General features: G+C 69.6%; 8 protein-coding genes and 1 tRNA gene. 7 read left to right on the top strand and 2 right to left on the bottom strand.

The window, feature by feature from the left end; translation table 11 throughout:
• Positions 1 to 82: 82 nt before the first annotated feature.
• The 5 genes from dusB (at position 83) to ACPYN7_RS07110 (ending at position 6,219) form a co-directional block, all read left to right on the top strand.
• Positions 83 to 1,261 carry a tRNA dihydrouridine synthase DusB gene (gene dusB, locus ACPYN7_RS07090; RefSeq protein WP_058873466.1) on the top strand — a complete coding sequence of 393 codons (1,179 nt, stop codon included), beginning with the start codon at positions 83 to 85 and terminating at the stop codon, positions 1,259 to 1,261.
• Between the two features lie 31 nt (positions 1,262 to 1,292).
• Positions 1,293 to 2,624, top strand: coding sequence for a deoxyguanosinetriphosphate triphosphohydrolase (locus tag ACPYN7_RS07095; RefSeq protein ID WP_424347167.1), 1,332 nt, complete (start codon positions 1,293 to 1,295; stop codon positions 2,622 to 2,624).
• A gap of 115 nt (positions 2,625 to 2,739) precedes the next feature.
• Positions 2,740 to 4,068: an MFS transporter gene (locus ACPYN7_RS07100; RefSeq protein ID WP_424347168.1), complete on the top strand. Its 1,329-nt coding sequence runs from the start codon at positions 2,740 to 2,742 to the stop codon at positions 4,066 to 4,068.
• Between the two features lie 117 nt (positions 4,069 to 4,185).
• The gene (gene dnaG, locus ACPYN7_RS07105; protein WP_058873468.1) at positions 4,186 to 6,066 is read left to right on the top strand and encodes a DNA primase; all 1,881 of its coding nucleotides are present in this window, start codon (positions 4,186 to 4,188) and stop codon (positions 6,064 to 6,066) included.
• A gap of 77 nt (positions 6,067 to 6,143) precedes the next feature.
• Positions 6,144 to 6,219, top strand: a tRNA-Asn gene (locus tag ACPYN7_RS07110).
• 78 nt (positions 6,220 to 6,297) lie between these two features.
• Here the strand turns inward: ACPYN7_RS07110 and ACPYN7_RS07115 are convergent.
• On the bottom strand, positions 6,298 to 6,561 hold the full coding sequence (locus tag ACPYN7_RS07115) for a hypothetical protein (protein ID WP_424347169.1): 264 nt from the start codon (positions 6,559 to 6,561) through the stop codon (positions 6,298 to 6,300).
• A gap of 243 nt (positions 6,562 to 6,804) precedes the next feature.
• Between ACPYN7_RS07115 and ACPYN7_RS07120 the strand changes: the two genes are divergently transcribed.
• Positions 6,805 to 8,031, top strand: coding sequence for a heparan-alpha-glucosaminide N-acetyltransferase domain-containing protein (locus ACPYN7_RS07120; protein ID WP_424347170.1), 1,227 nt, complete (start codon positions 6,805 to 6,807; stop codon positions 8,029 to 8,031).
• Positions 8,032 to 8,076: 45 nt separating this feature from the next.
• On the opposite strand, the gene ectB is transcribed toward ACPYN7_RS07120, so the two are convergent.
• Positions 8,077 to 9,438 (bottom strand): diaminobutyrate--2-oxoglutarate transaminase, encoded by a 1,362-nt coding sequence (gene ectB, locus ACPYN7_RS07125; protein ID WP_424347171.1) that lies wholly within the window; start codon positions 9,436 to 9,438, stop codon positions 8,077 to 8,079.
• Between the two features lie 573 nt (positions 9,439 to 10,011).
• Here ectB and ACPYN7_RS07130 point away from each other — a divergent pair.
• Positions 10,012 to 14,169 carry a Pls/PosA family non-ribosomal peptide synthetase gene (locus ACPYN7_RS07130; RefSeq protein ID WP_424347172.1) on the top strand — a complete coding sequence of 1,386 codons (4,158 nt, stop codon included), beginning with the start codon at positions 10,012 to 10,014 and terminating at the stop codon, positions 14,167 to 14,169.
• The last annotated feature ends 28 nt before the right edge of the window (positions 14,170 to 14,197 follow it).

A 14,197-nucleotide genomic window follows, 5' to 3' on the forward strand; every position in this document is an offset into this window, starting at 1 on the left:
GCGTCCGGCGTGCACAGGGTCCCGGGGTGCGCCCCGGGACCCGTCCCCGTCCCTGTCCCCGTCCGTGAGAGAATTCCCCGGTGTGGACACCTCTACCGAGAACCAGCCCGCCCGGCTCGACCTGCCGCCGCTGCACCTGGGCGACCTCACGATCGACGTCCCCGTGGTGCTGGCCCCCATGGCCGGGGTGACCAACAAGGCCTTCCGCCGGCTGTGCCGCGAGTACGGCGGCGGCCTCTACGTCACGGAGATGGTCACCGCCCGCGCCCTCGTGGAGCGGCGGCCCGAGTCGATGCGGATCATCGACCACGACCCGGACGAGACGCCCCGCTCCATCCAGATCTACGGCGTCGACGCCGTGCACGTCGGCCAGGCCGTGCGGATGGTCGTGGAGGAGGACCGGGCCGACCACATCGACCTCAACTTCGGCTGCCCCGTGCCCAAGGTCACCAAGCGCGGCGGCGGCTCCGCCCTGCCCTGGAAGACCGATCTGTTCACCGCCATCGTGCGCACGGCCGTCGAGGAGGCCTCCCGGGGGGACGTCCCCGTGACGATCAAGATGCGCAAGGGCATCGACGACGAGCACCTGACCTTCCTGGAGGCCGGCCGGATCGCCCGCGACAGCGGCGTGGCGGCGGTCTCCCTGCACGGGCGCACCCTCGAGCAGCACTACTCCGGCACCGCCGACTGGGACGCGATCGCGCAGCTGCGCGAGGCCCTGCCGGACGTGCCCGTGCTCGGCAACGGGGACATCTGGAGCGCCGAGGACGCCGTGCGGATGGTCGAGCAGACTGGTGTGGACGGCGTCGTGATCGGCCGCGGCTGCCAGGGCCGGCCCTGGCTCTTCGGGGACCTGCAGGCCGCGTTCGAGGGCCGCCCCGACCGCTTCCGCCCCGGGGTGGCCGACGTCGCCCGCACGATCCACCGCCACGCGGAGCTGCTCGTCGAGACCTTCGGCGACGAGGCCAAGGGCCTGCGCGAGATCCGCAAGCACGTCGCCTGGTACTTCAAGGGCTACCCCGTGGGCGGGGCCCTGCGCGCCCGGATGGCCCAGGTGCCCGACCTCGCGACCCTGCGTGAGCTGCTCGCCGAGCTCGACCTCGACCAGGGCTACCCCGGGGACGCCGTCGAGGGTCCCCGGGGCCGGGCCGGAACGCCGAAGCGGGCCCAGCTCCCGCACGGCTGGCTCGACTCCCGCGAGCTGGGGGACGCCGAGCGCCTCGGGCTGGTCGCGGCGGAGCTCGACGTCTCCGGCGGCTGAGCCGGCCCCCACGACACGGAAAGGACCGGGCATGTCCCACACGTCCATCGAGATCGACCGCACCGGCGCACCCGCCCCGGGCTACGAGGCCCGCGACGTCGCGCGCTGGGTGGCGGAGGACCACCACAACAAGTACCGCTCCGACTTCGAGCGGGACCGCGCCCGGATCCTGCACTCCTCGGGGCTGCGCCGGCTGGCCGCCAAGACGCAGGTCGTCTCCCCGGACACCGACGACTTCGTGCGCAACCGCCTGACCCACTCCCTCGAGGTCGCCCAGATCGGCCGGGAGCTGGGCCGGATGCTCGGCTGCGACCCCGACGTCGTCGACGCCGCCTGCCTCTCCCACGACCTCGGCCACCCGCCGTTCGGGCACAACGGGGAGTCCGCCCTGCACCGGCTGACCCAGCACATCGGCGGCTTCGAGGGCAACGCGCAGACCCTGCGCCTGCTGACCCGGCTCGAACCCAAGGTGCTCGACGACGACGGCGGGCCCGCCGGCCTGAACCTCACCCGTGCCGTGCTGGACGCGGTGTGCAAGTACCCGTGGGAGGCCCACGAGGCGCCGCTGCGCGCCGACGGGACCCGGTCCCCGAAGTTCGGGGTCTACACGGACGACCTGCCGGTGTTCGCGTGGCTGCGCGACGGCGCCCCGGCGCGCACCAAGTGCCTCGAGGCCCAGGTCATGGACCTCTCGGACGACATCTCCTACTCCGTGCACGACGTCGAGGACGCGATCGCCTCGGGGCTCGTGCAGCTGGGCTGGCTCGCCGACACCACCCAGCGGGACCGGGTGCTCGAGCTCACCCGGCGCTGGTACCTGCCCGAGGCCGCGCCCGAGTCCCTCGACGCCGCGCTGACCCGCCTCGAGGACTCGTCCCTGTGGGTCCGGGAGATGGACGGGTCCCGCAAGGACCTCGCCCGGCTCAAGAACATGACCAGCCAGCTCATCGGCCGCTTCGCGATGTCCGCGGTGGGCGCTACCCGGGACATCTACGGCGAGGACCCGCTGACCCGCTACGACGCCCAGCTCGTGGTGCCGGAGGAGACTACGGAGGAGATCGGCGTGCTCAAGGGCATCGCCACGACCTACGTCATCACGGTGCGCGACGCCCAGCCGATCTACGACAACCAGCAGGAGGTGCTCTCGATCCTGGTGGGCGCCCTGATGGACTCGGACGGCCGGCACCTCTCGCCCGCGTTCGCCGCGGACTGGCACGACCTGGGCGAGGGACCCGGCACCGAGGCCGCCCGGCTGCGGCTCGTCGTGGACCAGATCGCGTCCCTCACCGACCTCTCCGCGGTGTCCCTGCACGACCGGATCCGGGGCACCCACTGGCGCGTGGGGGACAAGCCGCTCTGGTGACCCGCCGGCCCGGAGCGGCACCGGATCCCGTTCAATGACTGTGAACTGGGCCGCACACGGTGCCGCTCCCTAGACTCGGCGCGTTTGTGCTCCACCTCACCAAGGGATGACTGCCATGGGAAACTCCACCGGATCCACCCCGCCGCCGGCGTCCGCCTCGACTCCGGGCGCCCGGCCGATCCTGCGCTCCCGGGCGTGGGTGGCACCGCTGTGCTGGATCGCCGTGCTGCTCGACGGCTTCGACGCCGTGGTGCTCGGGGCGGTCCTGCCGTCCATGCTCGAGAACGACGAGCTGGGCATGACCACCGCCCAGGGCACGGCCGTGGCCACCGCCGGCCTCGTGGGCATGATGATCGGCGCCCTGACCATGGGCTACCTGACCGACCGGCTCGGGCGCCGCAAGATGCTCATCGGGGCCGTGGTCCTGTTCTCGCTGCTGACCTTCGCCGCGGCGTTCTCGCCGAGCGTGTTCGTCTTCGGCCTCCTGCGCTTCCTCGCGGGCCTGGGCCTGGGCGGGTGCCTGCCCACCGCCATCGCGATGGTCACCGAGTTCGCCCGCCTCGGCCGGGGCTCCAACGCCACGACGCTCGTGATGACCGGCTACCACGTCGGCGCGGTGCTCACCGCGGCGATCGCCATCGTCGTCGTCCGCCAGTTCGGCTGGCAGGAGATGTTCGTCCTGGGCTCCCTGCCGGCCCTCGTGCTCGTGCCCCTCATGCTCGTGTTCCTCCCGGAGTCCCCCTCCTTCCTCGCGTCCAAGGGGCGCCTGGCGGAGGCCCGGGCCGTGGCCGAGCACTACGGGGTGCGCCTCGAGCACCACACCGCCGAGGAGCAGGCCGAGCAGGTCGGCGCCACGATGCTGCTCTCCGCCGGCTGGCGCCGGAACTCGATCGCGATCTGGGTCGCCTCCTTCATGGGGCTGCTGCTGGTGTACGGGCTCAACACCTGGCTGCCGCAGATCATGCGCGCCGCGGACTACGACCTCGGCAACTCCCTCGGCTTCCTGCTGATCCTCAACGTGGGCGCCATCGCCGGGCTGACCGTCGCCGGGCGGGTGGCCGACCGGATCACCCCGCGCGTGGCGGGCATCATATGGTTCCTCGGCTCGGCGGTGCTGCTCGCGTCCCTGGCGATCAGGCTGCCGCTGCTCGGCATCTACGTGCTGATCCTCGTCACCGGCTGCTTCGTGTTCTCCTCCCAGGTGCTCGTCTACGCGTTCACCGCCGCCAACCACCCGCCGCGGGTGCGGGCCACGGCGCTGGGCATGTCCGCCGGGGTGGGCCGGCTCGGGGCGATCTCGGGCCCGGTCGTCGGCGGCACCCTGCTCACGGCCGGCCTGGCCTATCCGTGGGGCTTCTTCGCCTTCGCCGCGGTGGGCGCCCTGGGCGGGCTCGCCCTGACCGGCAGCAGAACCCGGCAGGACCTCCGGGAGAGTTCTCGCTGAGCTCCCACTGAGCACCCGCCGGCGGTGCCCGCTCCGGGGGCCGGCCGGTCCGCGCGGTGCTCCACCGCCCGGGTCGGGCGGCCCTCGGGCGTCGGGCCGCGCCCCTAGACTGTCCCTGTGGCAGGACTGATCAGACGCGAGGACATCGACGAGGTGCGGGCGCGCACCGACATCAAGGAGATCGTCGACGGCTACGTCACCCTCAAGAGCGCCGGCATCGGCTCCTGGAAGGGCCTCTGCCCGTTCCACGACGAGCGCACCCCGTCCTTCCACGTGCGGCCCCAGATGGGGACCTACCACTGCTTCGGCTGCGACGAGTCCGGGGACGTCATCTCCTTCCTGATGACCATGGACCACACCACGTTCTCGGAGACCGTGGAGAAGCTCGCGGCGCGGGTGGGCTACGAGCTGCACTACGAGCAGGGCTCCGGGCCGAACAAGGAGGAGGTCGGGCGCCGCCAGCGCCTGCTCGACGCGCACAAGGTCGCCGCGGAGTTCTTCCAGCGCAACCTCTACACCCGCCAGGCGGCCCCCGCCCAGCAGTTCCTGGGCGAGCGGGGCTTCGACGGCGAGGCGGCCCGGCGCTACGGCGTGGGCTACGCGCCCCGAGGCTGGGACCACCTGCTCAAGCACCTGCGGGACCGCGGCTTCACGGACCAGGAGCTCAAGCTCACCGGCATGTTCTCCGAGGGCAACCGCGGCCTCTACGACCGGTTCCGCGGCCGGCTCGTGTGGCCCATCCGGGCGGTCGCCGGCGAGGTCATCGGCTTCGGCGCCCGGAAGCTCCACGACGACGACCCGGGCCCCAAGTACCTCAACACCCCCGAGACCGCCCTGTACAAGAAGTCCCAGGTGCTCTACGGCATCGACCTCGCGAAGCGGGAGATCGCCAAGCAGCGGCGCCTCGTCGTCGTCGAGGGCTACACCGACGTCATGGCCTGCCACCTCGCCGGCGTGACCACGGCGGTGGCCACGTGCGGGACCGCCTTCGGGGCCGAGCACATCAAGATCGTCCGGCGATTCCTCTCCGACGACGGCGGCGGGGGAGAGGTGGTCTTCACCTTCGACGGCGACGCCGCCGGGCAGAAGGCCGCCCTGCGCGCGTTCGAGGAGGACCAGAAGTTCGTGGCGCAGACCTACGTGGCGGTCGAGCCCCACGGGATGGACCCGTGCGACCTCCGGCTCGCCCGCGGGGACGCCGCCGTGGCCGAGCTCGTGGAGAACCGCCGGCCGCTGTTCGAGTTCGCGATCCGGGCGACGCTGAAGAACTTCGACCTGGACACCATCGAGGGCCGGATCCGCGCGATGCGGGCCTGCGCCCCCATCGTGGCGCGGATCCGGGACCGCTCCCTGCGCCCGGCCTACGCGCGGCAGCTGGCGGGCTGGCTCGGCCTCGAGCCGGCGGAGGTCCAGCGCGCCGTCGACTCCGCGGGCCGCGACCGGCAGGAGGGGCGTCCGTCGCCGCACCGGCCGGTGGAGCCCGAGGCGTCCGGGCCCGCCCCGGTCGAGCTGCCCGACCCCCGCGAGCCCGTGGCGCGGATGGAGCGCGAGGCGCTCGAGACCGTGATCCAGTGCCCGGACCTGATGCTCGAGCGGCATTGGGAGGAGTTCGGCCTCAGCGCCTTCCGCTACCCCGTGCACGGGGCCGTGCACGACGCGGTCCTGGCCGCCCGCGCCGGGCTCCTCGGGGACGGGTCCGCCGTGCCGGGCGGTCAGGTCTGGGTGGACGCGGTGCGCGGCCACCTCCCCGAGCCCCTGCACGGCTACCTCGCCGAGCTCGCCGTGACGCCGCTGCCCGCCACCACCCAGCAGCAGCTGGAGCGCTACACCGCGGACATCCTCAACCGCCTCTTCGAGCTGCAGATCAACCGGCGGAAGTCGGACCGGCTGGCGGAGCTCCAGCGCACCGACCCCACCGGGCAGCGCGAGCGCTACCAGCAGCTCCAGCGGGAGCTGCTGGAACTGGAGATGCAGCGGCGGGGCCTCCGCCAGGACTGACCCGCCGCACCACCCGGATTTGTCGAAGCCCGGCGGGAACGGTAAAGTGATGGCTCGTTGCACGCGTGCGTGCACGGTCCCCCGTAGCTCAATTGGCAGAGCATTCGACTGTTAATCGAAGGGTTACTGGTTCGAGTCCAGTCGGGGGAGCCATTCAGAAGGCCCTCACCGCGTCGAACGCCGGTGAGGGCCTTTCTCGTGCCGCCGACGTCCTGCCGGTGCGGGCGGTCCTCAGCCCAGGAGGCTGATCCGGACCCCGTCCGTGGGGGCGGGCACGTCGAAGACCGCCGTGTAGTTGAGGACGGCGGTCCAGACCGCCACGCGGACCTCGGTCTCCGACATCGCCTCGGGGTGGGAGGACACGGCCACGGCCCACTCCCGGCCGTCGAAGAGCATCTCGACGGACGTGACGGTGACGCCCCGGGCGGCCAGCGCTCCGGCGACACCGGTGCGCACGAGGGACTCTGCGGGACGGGCGTGGGGGATGGTGGTCATGGCGTGGTCCTTCCGGCGGGAGCTCGGATCAAGCTCACTTCCATTGACTCGCATCCAGTCGCGAAAGTAATGCCCGCTCTTCGGTGGACACCCCGCCACGGGACGGGCCTCTGCTGTCACGAAAAAACTATGGAGTTCAAAGGTTCTTCCTAGCGGGGACCGAAGTCCGCTCCGCATGCTGGGTCCGGGGCGGCTCCGGAAGCGCCGAGATCCCGGACGGCGTCCGGTGCACAAGGGGGAAGCATGCGTTGGCGGAACTGCACTGTCGGAAAGGACACTCTCCCGAAGCGGGATCCCGCCGGGAAGCCGCCGAAGCGCTTGACGGGTGTCGATGCTGCCCGCGGACTGGCGCTGGTCGGTCTCATGTCCGTGCACATATTGCCGTACTCCGATCATGAGAGCATGGAGCCGACCTGGTCCTACATCCTCTTCTACGGTGACTCGGCGGCGCTGTTCGCGCTGCTGGCCGGTGTGGGCCTGGTCCTGGCCTCCGGGGGGACACATCCACACGGGGGCCGGGAGCTGGCCGCGGACCGGCTTGCGGTCGTGGTGCGGGCCGTGCTGATCGCCGTGCTCGGGCTGGGCATCGGGTCCTTGTTGTCCGACCACCTGCCGGTGGACAACATCCTGATCTACTACGGCGTGTTCTTCCTGCTGGCCGCCCCCTTCCTGCGCTCGGGCCCGACAACGCTCTTCGGCTCGGCGGCGGTCTTCCTGGTCACGGCGCCTGTGCTCATGCAGTTGTTGAGCGATGAACTGCCCGACTTCGTCTCCGGGAACCCCGCCTTCGGGGATCTTGTGACCCAACCGATGGCGACGACCGCCCAGTTGTTGCTGACCGGAACTTACCCGGCCCTGGCCTACCTGGCGTATCTGCTGGTCGGCATGGGACTGGGACGCCTCGATCTCGGGAGCCGATCGATCCAGGTCCGTCTGCTGGTGGTCGGCGTGGCCATGGCAGCCTGCGCGAGAGGCGCCTCCGCTCTGCTCCTCTACGTCGTCGGTGGCTACGGACAGCTGGTGGAAGCCTCGTCGATGGGTGAACAGGAAGTGGCTGATGTGCTGATCTGGTCGGATTCCTTGCCCACAGACACGTGGTGGTGGCTGGCGATCGCGTCGCCGCACACGAATACGCCCTTGGCTCTTGCCGCGAGCTTGGGGACAGGCTTGGCGGTACTGAGCTTATTCCTGCTGCTCTCCCGGGCGGTCGGCGCCTGGCTGCTGCCGCTCTCGGCGATGGGGTCGATGACCCTGTCCCTGTACACCGCCCACCTGGTCGCGCTGTCCTTCGAGGTCCACTACGACCGGCCCTACCTGTGGTTCACGATCCAGCTGGTGGCGGCGGTCCTGTTCGCGGTGGCATGGCGGCGAGCACTGGGACAGGGACCGCTGGAGCGGGCGGTCGGCGCCGTGGCGAAGGGCGCACGCCGGCGGTCCCTGGCCATGTCCTCCGGAGGGGAGCGCAGCTAGGACCGGGACCGCATCGGCGACACGTCCCGTGGTTCGGACCGAGGCTCAGCGGCGGCCGGCGCTGGGCAGCGTCTCCCGCTCCTTCATCCGTGCGGGGGCGAGCGGACGGCGGTCGGCGAGCACTGCACGCGCGGCCTCCATCAGGATCTCGAGACCCTCGTCGAGCTCCTCCCGGGAGATGGTCAGGGCGGGCATGGCCTTGAGGACCTCGGACCGCGCCCCCGAGGTCTCGACGAGCAGGTGCCGTTCGTAGGCGGCCCCGGCGATCCGTTCTGCCAGCTCCGGATCGGGGAAGTGGACACCTGCCAGCAGGCCCCTTCCGCGGCAGGTCGCGCCCTCCACCAGCGCCGCGAGCCTCGCGAGGCCGTCCCCGAGCTGCTTCCCGCGCTCGACGACGGAGCGCTGGAAGACGCCGCCGTCGGCCCAGTACTTCTCGAGAGCGGCGGTGCCGGTGACGAAGGCGGCGTTGTTGCCGCGGAAGGTCCCGTTGTGCTGGCCGGGCTGCCAGACGTCCAGCTCAGGACGCAGGAGGACCAGCGCCATGGGCAGCCCGTAGCCCGAGATGGACTTCGACAGGCACACGATGTCCGGGGTGATGCCGGCCTCCTCGAAGCTGAAGAAGGTGCCGGTGCGCCCACAGCCTGCCTGGACGTCGTCGACGATCAGCAGGACCTCGTGCTCCCGGCAGAGAGCCTCGAGTTCGCGCAACCACCCGGCACGGGCGGCGTTCAGGCCGCCCTCGCCCTGAACGGTCTCGACGATGACGGCGGCGGGACGTTCCACCCCGGAGCTGGAGTCCCCCCACGTCCTGGCCAGCCAGGACAGCCCCCACGACGGGTCCTCGAGATAGCCGTCGTACGGTGCGGTGGTGGCGAACGGCAGCGGCACTCCTGCGCCGTTGCGCTTCATGGCGTTGCCGGTGACCGACAGGGACCCCAGGGTCATGCCGTGGAAGGCGTTCGTGAACGCTGAGACGCCGGTGCGCCCGGTGTTCAGCCGTGCCAGTTTGAGGGCGGCCTCCACGCTGTTGGTCCCTGTGGGGCCGGTGAACTGGACCTTGTGGTTCAGGCCGCGCGGTCGCAGCACATGCTTCTCGAACGCGGAGAGGAAACGCCGTTTCGCCGTGGTGTAGGTGTCCAAGGAATGGACGACGCCGTCGGCCGCCAGGTACTCCAGCAGCGCACGCTTCAGGTCCGGATCGTTGTGCCCGTAGTTCAGCGCTCCGGCGCCGGAGAAGAAGTCCAGGTAGGCCCCGCCGTCCTCGGCGTGCAGCCGGGAGCCGCGAGCGGTCTCGAAGACCGCCGGCCAGTTGCGGCAGTAGCTGCGGACGTCCGACTCGAGGGTCTCGAAGATCGTGGTGGACATGGTGATGACTCCCGATGAATGAAAAGTGAGCGAGACGGTCATCGAGTCGCTCCATGGTCGGGCCGAAGGCTCGTCGGTCGCATGCTGGTGCAGGCCTGCACCAGGCAGGGGGTGTCCGGTCGAGATGGGAATGCGGGGAACCGGCCACGGCCGGACAGGGCTCCGGTCGGGCGGACCGCGCGACGCCCCAGGACATCATTCTGTATTTACCGGACGGTTATTGAATTCCCTCGACATGGCACAGACCTTAGTCACTTGCAAATGCTACTGCCCAGGGATTTCCGAAGATTACCGACAAATCGTTGTCACTGTGCATGACGCCTCCATCACCATGCAGTATTTGCGTTGGCACCTCTCTGACTTGGAGAAACATCGCAGCACAGTCTCCAGTGTTTGCATTCGCGGGGTTACGCTGATTTCTGTCCGACCACTCCGGCAGGGGAATTCCGGAGGTTTCAGAGGGTCGCTCGAAGCCGTGAAGCTGGGCATTGTTGCATTCACGTCACGGCTTTCTTTGAAATGCGCTGGGGGAGCCACATGAGTTCGAATGTTGACAGCAGATCGCAGCGATGTGAACTGGCACCGTCGGCCCCGTTGCCGACGGGCGTCGGTCCAGTGCTCGTGTCCCCCCTGGGCGACGAGCACGTCGTCGGTCGACGGGAGAGTCGGCTGGAGCAGCTCTTCGAGGCCGTCTGCGACCGCGTCGAGAACGAAGGTCGGGAGGGCCGCCTCGCCGTGGTCACGGACGAGATGCGTCTGAGCTACACCGAGCTCGACGCCCGGGCGAACCGCCTGGCCCGCCACCTGCTGGCACTCGGTGCAGGCCCGGGCGACCGGATCGCCCTGCTCTTCGACCATGCTGTGCCCGCCTACACGGCCATGCTTGCGGTACTGAAGATCCACGCGGCCTACGTGCCCCTCGATCCCGGCTTTCCCCCGGACCGGATCGCGTACATCGTCGAGGACGCCGGAGTCTCACGGGTGCTCACGCTGGCGAGCTTGGAGGCCGTCCTCCCGGAGGCCATCGCACCCCTTCTGTGCCTGGACCGTGAGCAGACGTGGATCGACGCTCAGGACTCCGCCCGTGTCCCTCCCGTGCAGGGCACGGCGGGCCAGGACGACCTGGCCTACATCATCTACACCTCCGGCTCCACGGGCCGCCCCAAGGGGGTGGCCGTCGAGCACGCCAGCATCTGCAACTTCGTCCGTGTGGCCGCCGACGTCTACGGGGTCCAGCCACACCACCGCATGTATCAGGGCATGACCATCGCCTTCGACTTCTCCGTCGAGGAGATCTGGGTTCCGTGGATGGTCGGGGCGACGCTCGTTCCGAAGCCCCGTGGTGCCGCACTGCTCGGGGCCGAGCTGGCTGAATTCCTGACCGAGATGCGGGTGACGGCGATGTGCTGCGTCCCGACACTGCTGTCGACCATCGAGGACGACCTTCCCGGCCTGAACTTCCTCCTGGTCTCCGGCGAGGCCTGCCCCCGGGACCTGATCGTCCGGTGGCACCGGCCCGGGCGTCGCTTCCTCAACGTCTACGGTCCCACCGAAGCGACGGTCACAGCCACCATGGCGGTGGCCCACCCGGATCGCGCGGTCACACTGGGGGAACCCCTGCCGACGTACTCCGCCGTCATCCTGGATCCTGAGAGCGCACGGGTCCTTCCTCGTGGTGAGCTCGGGGAGATCGGCCTGGCGGGCATCGGTCTCGCCAGAGGGTACGTCAACCGGGACGATCTCACGGCCAAGGCGTTCATCCCCGACTTCCTCGGCATCCCCGACAACCCGTCCGGCCGGATCTACCGGACCGGGGACCTGGGCAGGCTCAACGAGGACGGGGAGATCGAGTACCACGGCCGCATCGACACCCAGGTCAAGGTGCGGGGCTACCGCATCGAGCTGAGCGAGATCGAGTCCGTGCTCCTCCGTGTGCCCGGCATCGTCCAGGCCGTGGTCAACACCTATGAGCCGGAGCCCGGGTGCCCGGAGCTCGTCGGCTACTACACCCTTCGCCACGACGTCGACGAGCTGCGGGCCCAGACGATCCGCGAGCACCTCCGGGAGCGACTGCCCGGTTACATGGTGCCGGCCTACCTCGAGCGGCTGGACCGGATGCCCACGCTGCCCAGTGACAAGGTCGACCGGAAGAATCTCCCGGCTCCGCGAGGACCCCGGACCACGAGCAGCAGTGACGAGTACGTCGCCCCAGGCTCCGGGATGGAGCAGATTCTCGCTGAGACACTGTCTGCGACCCTCCGGGTGGAGAAGGTCTCCGCCGCGGCGCACTTCTTCAACGACCTCGGCGCCAACTCCATGCTGATGGCGCAGTTCTGCGGACGCCTTCGCAAGGACGAGCGCGTGCCGAGCGTGGCGATGCGTGACATCTATCTCAACCCGACCGTGACTGCCTTGGCCACAGTCCTCGGGGATGGTCGTGCCGGCGGTTCGAGCGCGGTCGCGTCCCCGTCCGACGCCGCCGAGATGCCTGCGCAGGTGAGCGCCCTCCGGTACGCCGTGTGCGGGGCGGTGCAGGCGCTGTTCTTCCTCCTCTCGACGTTCTGGGCCTCCTTCCTCCTGCTGGAGGGCTATCTCTTCGCGTCGAGCGGCCAGGGGATCCTCGGCGTGCTGTGGCGTTCGTTCCTCTTCGGCTTCCTGGTCCTTCTTCTGACGATCCTGCTGCCCGTCGTGGCCAAGTGGTTGTTGATCGGGAGGTGGAAGACCGAGGAATTTCCCCTCTGGACAGCGCGCTATCTCAGGTTCTGGGTGGTCAAGACCCTGATACGCGCCAATCCCATGGGCATGTTCGTCGGCACCCCCGTCTACCCCCTGTACCTGAGGGCCCTGGGAGCGAAGGTCGGGAAGCGGACCGTCATCCTGTCGCCCGTCGTGCCGGCCTGCACGGACCTCCTGTCCATCGGTGACGACACCGTCATCCGCAAGGACACAATCTTCAACTGCTACCGGGCGCACCGCGGGATGATCCAGACCGGCCCCGTCACGATCGGCCGCAACGTCCTGGTCGGCGAGGCCTCCGTTCTGGACATCGGCACGTCCATCGGCGACGACGCCCAGCTCGGCCACGTCTCGGCCCTGCATGCCCACCAGGCCGTGCCCCAAGGGCAGCGCTGGCACGGGTCGCCGGCCGAGCCGACCGACACGGACTACCGCGCCGTCGACCCCGCGGTCTGCAGCACCCTCCGGCGCATTGCGTACAGCGTCTTCACCGTCATCAACCGGGTCTTCTTCGTCTCTGTCATCGGTCTGGGCCTTCTCGCCCTGCTGCTGCCGAGCTACCTGTCGACCGGCCACCTCGACCACACGGAGCCGGCCTTCTTCCTGCATCTGACCGTGGTGTCGTTCGTCCTGTTCTTCGGGACGACCGTGACCGGCCTCGTCGCGGTCGCCGTCGTGCCCCGGGTGCTGAACCTGTTCCTCCATCCGGACCGGGTCTATCCGCTGTACGGGGTGCACTACGTCCTCCAACGCGCCGTTGCCCGGCTCACCAACGTGCGCTTCTACATGCTGCTGACCGGGGACAGCTCGCTGATCGTGCACTACCTGCGCCTACTGGGGTACAAACAACCAGGGCTCGTGCAGACCGGGTCCAACTTCGGTGTGGCGCAGAAGCACGAGAACCCCTTCCTGGTCACCATCGGCAGCGGCACGATGATCGCCGACGGGCTCTCCGTCATGAACGCGGAGTACTCCAGCAGCTCGTTCAGGATCGCGCCCGCGTCGGTGGGCTCGAAGAACTATTTCGGGAACAACATCCACTATCCCTCCGGCGGTAGGACCGGCGACAACTGTCTGCTCGGCACCAAGGCCATGGTCCCGTTGGACGGCCCGGTCCGCCAGGGTGTCGGTCTCCTGGGCTCCCCGCCCTTCGAGATTCCTCGTTCCGTGCGCCGGGACATCGAAATCCGGGACAGGACGACTGGTGCGGATCTTCGGGCCGGCCTCCGGGGCAAGAACAAGCACAACGCCGTGACACTGCTGCTCTTCCTGCTCAGCCGGTGGATCCTCGTCGCCGTCGCGCTGCTGGTCGCCTCCTACGCCGTCGCGCTGCACTCCCTGTACGACGTCCTGGCGGTCAGCGGGGCATTCGTCGTCCTGTTCGCCTTCACCCTCGGGTTCCTCATCCTGATCGAGCGTGCCTCCCTCGGATTCCGTCGGCTCGACCCACTGTTCTGCTCCATCTACGACGCACGCTTCTGGCGGCACGAGCGCTTCTGGAAGTTCATCGTCGAGGGAGTCGTCGAGGTCTTCAACGGCACACCGTTCAAGCCCGTGGTCTGGCGGCTGCTCGGTGTGCGGATGGGCAAGCGGGTCTTCGACGACGGGTGCTTCTTCCCCGAAAAGACCATCGTCACCGTCGGTGACGGGTGCACGCTGAACGCGCGGGCGCTCGTCCAGTGCCACTCCATGGAGGACGGCGCCTTCAAGCTCGAAGGCATCACCCTCGGTCCGGGATGCACCGTCGGGGTGAACGCCTTCATCCACTACGGCGTCACGATCGGCGACGGAGCGTGCATCGAGGCTGACTCCTTCTTGATGAAGGGAGCCGAGGTCCCGGCGCGGACGACGTTCGGTGGCAATCCGGCCTACGAGCTCTCCGCCGGGTCCGTGGGCCTGCCCTCAGCGGCCGGCCGCCATGCCGATCCTTCCAGGCGGAGACGCCCTGCAGGCAGGCTTCGCCGAGGCGGTCACGGCCGGCATGCTTCGCACGTCCGCAGGGGCGCGTCGTCCCCGGCCTCGGGGTCTCGGCGGTGAACTGCCGCTTCGAGTGCCGTTTCCACGA

The organism is Kocuria sp. CH-021, from assembly GCF_049716185.1.
In the GTDB taxonomy this organism is placed as follows: Bacteria; Actinomycetota; Actinomycetes; order Actinomycetales; family Micrococcaceae; genus Kocuria; species Kocuria cellulosilytica.